This window comes from Pseudonocardia bannensis (assembly GCF_012911875.1).
Lineage (GTDB): Bacteria > Actinomycetota > Actinomycetes > Mycobacteriales > Pseudonocardiaceae > Pseudonocardia > Pseudonocardia bannensis.
In genome coordinates this window covers 1-7131 of the sequence record NZ_JAAXKZ010000191.1, presented here as the reverse complement: position 1 = coordinate 7131, position 7131 = coordinate 1, and the positions used below count along the sequence as shown (strand labels likewise).

Genomic DNA, 7131 nt, shown 5'->3' with positions numbered 1-7131 from the left:
GGACGTGACGATCACGGCCTGGGCCCTCAGCTCGAACCGGCCCACCGACGCAGCGGTCGGTCAGCCGCGTGAAGCCGACCGGTCGTCGGCCCGTCCGGTCGCTCCCGCCGATCCGGGCGTCGCGGGCTGCGCCTGCGCCCGCGCCGCCTGTTCGGCGAATGCCCGCGCTTCGGCGTTGGAGTTGTAGTCGGCGATCTCCCGCCACAGCGCGCGGCGGATCTTCGGCTGTTGGGACAGCGCCACCGCGAAGATCGTCAGCAGGAACCACATCGTGACGCTGCTGAGCACGACGAAGATCGCCGGGACGACCACCTCGCCCAGCCTCGAGGCCATCTCCCGGGCCGCGAACACCCGCCAGATCAGCATGAGGTTCACCAGGTAGCCGATCAGGTAGGACACCGTGAAGGCGATGATGAACTGTTTGAGGGTGCCGGACTGCTTACGGTTCCAGATCGGCTCGTCGCGGATCGGCAGGAGCACCGACAGGACGTTGCCGACTCCCAGCCACAGCACGATGAAACAGATCAGCAACGCGCAGGCCTTGAAGAACGCGGCCAGGTCACCGGCCCGCCAGGCGAGCAGACCGCTGAGCAGGAAGCCGACCGGTGCGACCAGGCTGGCCAGGGCGAGGTTCTTGATCACCAGCAGGTGCCACAGCCGGGCGCCGCCGTCGAGAGCGGCGCGGACTCTCATGGCGTCGAAGCTCATCGCGTTGAGGCACACCGCGCCGCCCATGACCACCGAGATCACCCACAGGCCGAGGTAGGGCAACCACTTCTGGTTCCTGTCCCACGCGAACACCCTCAGGAAGCCGAGGTACAGCAGGCCCATGGCCAGGCTGATGGCCAGGCTCTTCACGACCGTGCGGGGTCTGCGGGTAAGGATGTACTCGATCTCGCCCCGGAGGCCACGGGCCAGCGCCGGCCCGTGCCGGCTCACCGCGTTGCGTCCCTGCAGCGGGACGTGTCCGTCGGCTGCCGCCGCCTCGGGTTCGGCCTCGCCGGCATCGATCCGGGCGAGACGGGCGTCGAGAACCGCGAGATGGGCCTCCTGCAGCGCCAGCCGCGCCATGGTCACCGCTGCGACGGCATCGGCCTCGGCGCGGGCGGCGGCGGCGTGGCTGACCTGCTCCGGTGCGGACGGTACGCCGTCGGCGGGCCGCCCCGGGTCGTCGAGGTCGCCGCTGAGAAAGGCCTCCCGCAGGCGCGCCCGCCTGCCGGTCAGGGCGGCCGCCGTGGTCGATCGCCGTTCCAGGTCACGTTGCTCGTCGACGGCCCGCTGGACCTTGCGCCTCAGTGCTTCGACGTCGGGGCGCTCCTTCCATTTCGACGCGAGCGCGGCCCGTTCCGCCGCGCCGACGCGCTCGACGAGCTCTGTCAGATCATCAACGGCGGACATGGCGACTCCCGCGGCTCGGTACCACCGCCCGCGTCCGGCTCGCGGTGCCCGCGCGAGCCGGGACGGGCAGGCATGTTCCGTTCGTTGCGCAGCGGCGCTGCGGGATCCGCGGACCCCGGAACGCGGCCCGGCAACTGTCCTCGCAGCTGTGTGCCCGCGCATCACCCGAGCGGGACTACAGGGTCACCGTGGCCGGCCCCCTGGCCCTTGGCCAGACCACCGGGGCCAGCTCGCGCGCTGCGCGGACTCCCAGCCGCGTCTTCTAGGAAACGCGGGCCGTCTTCAGTACTTGCCGTTGATTCCCGGAGTAACCCGGGGGCCGGGCCCGCTCCCCCGCGCCTTCCGAGTGCCATCCCGGAGACGTGCCCGCCCGGCGAGGGCGCTGTTTCAGCTCTGAGTCACCGCCGTGTAGGTGGAGTCGACGATCTGACTCATGTCTGACTGAAACCCACTCCGGTCATTGGACGATGCTGGCTGAGCTGGGTGAGCGTGTGGTTCGACAACGGAATCGCGGCAAGGTAAGACAGCAACGAGGCTGCCGGTTGGGGCATCGGATCTTGGTCGACTGCTGTCTTACCGAGAGCCTCACCCCGTCACCGGCGGCGACACACCGGCGGGCTGCCCCGCGCCGTCACGCTCATTGAAGATCGCGCGGTAGTTGTCGCACACCACGCTGGCGGACTGACCTCAAGTCCTCTCCCCGTCTGTGAGACGAGTACGAGACGGAGCGACTCTCGGCTCGGTCGTCACACCGGTCGCGGCGGGCGGGCGCGCGACGGGGGCCTAAGATTCACGCATGCTGACCCCTCCGCAGCGCACACGAATGCGCGCGCTCGGGCACCTCCTGCGGATCATCCGAGTGCAGGGCGACAGCATGGTCCCGGCTCTGCACGACGGCGACCGCCTGCTCGCGATGCGACCGGGTCCGTGGCGGCCACTACGGCGCGGCGTGATCGTCGTCGGCCGGGTACCCGCGGCGGCGGGCGGCGACGGATCGGCACTATTCATCAAGCGTGTACTGGCGCTGCCCGGCGAGATCGCCCGGGTCCCGCTGGACCGGCTCTCCCCTGTCCGCCGCTCAGTCGAGCAGTTCGGCGCAACGATCGACGGCACGGACGCGACGTGGCCGGTCCCGGACGGGCACGTGTTCGTCAAGGGCGATGCTCACGACAGCGCGGACTCGGTCAGCTGGGGCGCGATCCCGCGCAGCGAGCTCGTCGGTGTGGTCGTGGCGCGATTATCCCCCTCTTGAGCGCTTCCGATCACCGCGGAGACAATTCGATCAGGGAAAGAGCATGCGTACGCATCCGTGAGGGCTGTCCGGGCCTGGAATTCCTCGCGCCGTACACCGCCGGCAGAGGAATGTTGCCGCGCGGCGGGCGCTCGATGGTGACGCAACCCGCTGAAGGCAAAGCCCGCCGACCCGCAGTGTCATGGAGGGCTGCGGCTGGGGTTTCGGCCTGGAACAGGCGCGGATGAAAGCACAGCTGGCGGTCGCACGACTCACCCCCACCGGCGCACCGTCGGCCGGTAGCTGTGGCAGAGCGCTGCCGCCACGGCAGCAGCGCTCGCACCGCCGCCAGCCCTCGCTGTACCCGCGTCGATCTGTGGTCCGGGTTGCACAACTCCCGGTTGACCCGGCAGGTGACGCTGGTACGCAAGCTGGGCGAGGCCCTGGCGGACCCCACTCGTGGCGTGATAGCAGCACCATTCGTGAGAGCTTCATCATAGCTGGCGATCTTGTAGCCGCTTATGGCGATTGGCTAGAATTTTCAACCGCCGATAATCGTCTCGCGCTGCGGGGCCTGAGGCCCCCCGGAGCCAAGACACGTGATCTACCTCTTGCTGACCAGCCAGTTCATCACGGCTGGCGTGTTCGCGATGTCGGCTTACGGCAAGGTGCGGGAACAGTCGGGGTTTGCGCGGTCATTGGCCGACTTTCAGGTGCCACCGCGTTTGCGGGTGCCGGTCGCGGCGATGGTGACCGCCGCTGAGATCGCCGTCGTCCCGCTCGCGCTGGTACCGGCAACCGCGGTGGCCGGTCTGGCGCTCGGCGCGGTGCTGCTGTCTGGATTCGCGGCTGTCATCGGCCTGACCCTGCGGCGTGGCACCCGTCCGCGCTGCCGGTGCTTCGGTGCGGTCGCCGCACCATTGCAAGGCGCGCATATCGTGCGCAACGTCGTGCTCGCGGCAATCGCCACCGCCGGCGGCGGCGTCGCATCCACGTACCAGGCGGTCGCACCCCCGATCGGTTCGTTCGTGGTCACAGGCGTGCTCGCCGCCGTGGTGCTGGCCGCCGTCGCGAATTTCGACGATCTGGTCGAGGTCGTCGCTCCCCGTGCCGGCTAGTGGCGTCGACCGGCCGATGCCGACGCTCTCGACTCGTTGAAGGAGTGTTCCCGTGGAACTCGTCGTGGTCGCCCTGGTGGCGCTAGGACTTCTGGTGGTCGCCAACCTGCTGTTGACGGGTGCGGTGGTGCGGCGGCTCGCCACGCACGAGCGCAAGTTCGCCTCCCTCGGGCCGGCCTTTGCCTCGCCCGGCGGGTTGGCTGCCGGCTCGAAGGTGCCGGCGTTCACCGCGAAGGCAGAAGACGGCCGGACGGTGGATGCAGCGTTCCTCGGTGACAAACCCGGGGTGATCGGGTTCTTCTCGACCTCGTGCCCGGGGTGTCTGGAGCAGGCGCCCGAATTCGCGGCCGCGGTGGCGTCCGGGACCTCGGGGTTCGCAGTGGTGTCGGGCGAGGGCGGTGACGAGCTGCTGAGTGCGCTGGAGCCGGTGCCCGTGGTGCGGGAGTCGGATTCCGATGGACCGATCGGGACCGGATTCGAGATCAACACCTATCCTTCGTTCTTTGTGGTCGAGGGCGACATGGTCGTGTCGGCGGTCCTCTCGACCGCGGAAGCCAAAGAGTTAATTTCGAAGTAGTCGGCCACCGATCCGACGATATGTCGAGCGCCCGGCCTACGACTTGCGACCAGCCGACCATGATCGCTAAGGTGTGGCCTGAACCATTCATTCTGGGAGGGGTTTAATCGAGTGGGTATGATGCATAGAATTGCCGATCGAGTGCTCGCACGAATCGTGCCGGAGGTTCCGGCGGCCGCGTGCAAGGAGAGCACCTGGTGCCACCGCTACCGCAACGGCTGCCACAGCCGGACCTGCTACTACGGCTGCGGGCGCCCCACCTTCTGCCGTAAGGGCATCCCTTGTGGGCCGCACTGCTAGCAGTTCGATGTGCTGCGGCTCACGTTATCTAGATGCAGAGCCGCGTAGCGTCGCTCGGCGGTAGTCGAGTCCGCTGATCAGCGGATTCGACTACCGCCGGTTCTGTTTCCAGCTACTATCTTCGCCGAATAGCCCGGATCGGCACTGTCTCCGACTGGATGACCTGGTTCTGCTCCGTCACCGCGTCGGCGTCGTCGTCGGTGTAACCCGCGGCCTGCATCCGGAACAGCCCGGCGTAGATCCGGCCGCGCGCCATCAGATCGTCGTGGTTCCCCTCCTCGGCCAGCGCACCCTCGTCGAGCACGACGATGTGGTCCGCGTCGCGGATGCCGCTCATCCGGTGTGAAATCAGCAGGCTCGTGCGGCCCGCGCGGTGTAGCCGGATCTGCTCGTGAATGCGGGCCTCGGCCTCGGCGTCCAGCCCGGAGGTGGGCTCGTCGAGGATCATGAGGTCCGGCTGGTGGCGGAAGAGCGCGCGGGCCAGGGCGAGCCGTTGCCACTGGCCGCCCGAGACGACGACGCCGGTTTCGGCATCGACCTTGTCGGACTCGCTCATGAACAGCCGGGAGAGCAGGGTCCCGTAGCCGTGGGGCAGTGTCACCAACTTGTCATGGATTCCGGCCCGGCGAGCCGCGGCAACGATCCGGTTGCGGTCGTCCAGCCCGTCGAGGTCACCGATCCCGATGTTCTCGGCCGCGGTCAGGTCGTACTCCATGTAGTCCTGGAACACGCCCGAGATCCTGCGTCGCAACGTGTCCGGGTCGAGCTCGCGCAGGTCGATTCCATCCCAGTAGATGGCCCCCTGCGTCGGGTCGTAGAACCGGCAGAGCAGCTTGACCAACGTGGACTTGCCCGCGCCGTTGCGGCCGACGAGCCCGACGGCCCGACCGTGCGGGATGTGTAGGGAGATACCGCGGAGCGCCCATGAGTGGTTGTCGCTGTAGCGGAACCACACGTCCCGCAGCTCGATGCCGTGGCGCATGGCTGGGGCGGGCCGCGGTCGTGCCTGGACCGGAAGGTCGGGTTCGGACTCGACGATCCGCCGATAGTGGTCGAACATCAGCACCTGGTTGTGCGCTTCCGCGAATCCCGAGATCAGCCCGCCGACCGCGCCCTGCACGCCCATGACGCCGCCGACGAAGAGGGACACGTCACCCACGGAGAGCTCGCCTTGGGTGGCGGCGCGGATCGCCCAGATCAGGCCACCGCCGACGACCGCGGCGCCCAGCAGCGACAACCCGCCTTGGGTCCATGTCTCTCGCAGATCCATCGTGCGCCGCGCCGAGTCCGAGACGTGGCGTTCGGTCAACATCCGCCCGCGCAGGAAATCCGACAGCCCGTACAGCCGGACCTCCTTGGCGGCGTTCACCTCGGTCAACAGGCTGCTGTAGAAGAACTCCCTGCGCTCGGCCGGGCCCAGCTGCCACTCCATCGCCCCGCGCCTGTGTGACAGCCCCAGCTCGGCGACCAGGATCGGGATCGACGAAGCGAGGACGATGGCCGTCATCACCGGGCTGACCACGACGAGAGTCGCGATGAACCCGGTGACGGTCAGCGCGCCACCGACCGCCTGCAGCCCGGAGTTCACGACCATGGCCGGCGCCCGGGTGCTGTTGTCCGCCAGCCGCAGCCGGTCTAGCGACTCCGGGTCCTCGAAGCGGCCGAGGCCGATGAACCGCCCGACCGCCCGGTACAACCACTCGGTCGAGTAGAGGGAGGACCTCCGCTCGATCTGGCCGGTCAGGTACCGGCTCACCGGCGGGACCACTGCCACAGCGGCGCCGGCGGCCGCCAAGGTGACCGCACCTGAGACGAGATCGCCGAAGGCGGCCCCGGCCACGACGCCGTCGAGGATGTTCTTGGTCAGCCATGCGACGAGAACCGGAGCCCCGGCGGAGGCCGCGGTCGCCACCAGGTAGGCGAGCAGAAGGCCCGGCGCAGCCGCCCATACCTGCTGGAACGCCACCCCGGCGTTGACCAGCAACTCCCGCCCGTTCGGCCGAGGAGCGGCGCTACCGGCCACGAGCCGTCACGTCCATGCCTGTCGTTACCCGTCCGTGCGCGCACCACCTGAGCAAGGAGGATCGAGGAAGCCGCGTGCGGGGAGCCATACAAAGGACCATAGATCACACGGCGTTCGTGGATTCGGGCCTTGTATCCGGTTCGTGGATACTGGTTGGCCCCGGGTTCGGTGGAGTCGGGTAGCTGGAATCCTGGCCACGTCCGCGGAGGTGACCTTGGCCAGAAGACAAGCGTGCGAGTTGGACCGCCGGGCGGGACCGGCCGGAGGCCGCACGCCCGCCCGGCGGTCCAACTTCGCCGGCGCCGGAGCCGCCTTGATACGGAATCGAAAGTCTGAGCACAGCAACGCTGCGGCCGTTGTCGAGTCGCGGGAGATGTTTGACAGTGTGGTTGCAGGACATGTTGGACACCCGGCCGTGATCGGCCTGCTTGGGTGCTCGTCAACGACGGGTGCGCAGGAGGCCGGGATTGGCCCTGGTGGATAT

The 7131-nt window shown here is 68.5% G+C and carries 5 protein-coding genes; 3 read left to right on the top strand and 2 right to left on the bottom strand.

All coding sequences use genetic code 11. The annotated features are described in order from the left end of the window. Nucleotides 1-60 precede the first annotated feature (60 nt). Nucleotides 61-1398 carry a hypothetical protein gene (locus HF519_RS28705; protein WP_169416110.1) on the bottom strand — a complete coding sequence of 446 codons (1338 nt, stop codon included), beginning with the start codon at nucleotides 1396-1398 and terminating at the stop codon, nucleotides 61-63. Between the two features lie 796 nt (nucleotides 1399-2194). Here HF519_RS28705 and lepB point away from each other — a divergent pair. From lepB to HF519_RS28690, 3 genes are all read left to right on the top strand, one after another. Next, nucleotides 2195-2650, top strand: a complete 456-nt coding sequence (gene lepB, locus HF519_RS28700) for a signal peptidase I (RefSeq protein ID WP_169416109.1) — start codon at nucleotides 2195-2197, stop codon at nucleotides 2648-2650. 578 nt (nucleotides 2651-3228) lie between these two features. Next, the gene (locus HF519_RS28695) at nucleotides 3229-3747 is read left to right on the top strand and encodes a MauE/DoxX family redox-associated membrane protein (protein WP_169416108.1); all 519 of its coding nucleotides are present in this window, start codon (nucleotides 3229-3231) and stop codon (nucleotides 3745-3747) included. A gap of 52 nt (nucleotides 3748-3799) precedes the next feature. Further along, entirely contained in the window at nucleotides 3800-4324 is a 525-nt protein-coding gene (locus tag HF519_RS28690; RefSeq protein ID WP_169416107.1) for a peroxiredoxin family protein, read from the top strand. Nucleotides 4325-4739: 415 nt separating this feature from the next. Here the strand turns inward: HF519_RS28690 and HF519_RS28685 are convergent, their stop codons facing one another. Next, nucleotides 4740-6647, bottom strand: coding sequence for an ABC transporter ATP-binding protein (locus HF519_RS28685; protein WP_169416106.1), 1908 nt, complete (start codon nucleotides 6645-6647; stop codon nucleotides 4740-4742). Between the last annotated feature and the right edge of the window lie 484 nt (nucleotides 6648-7131).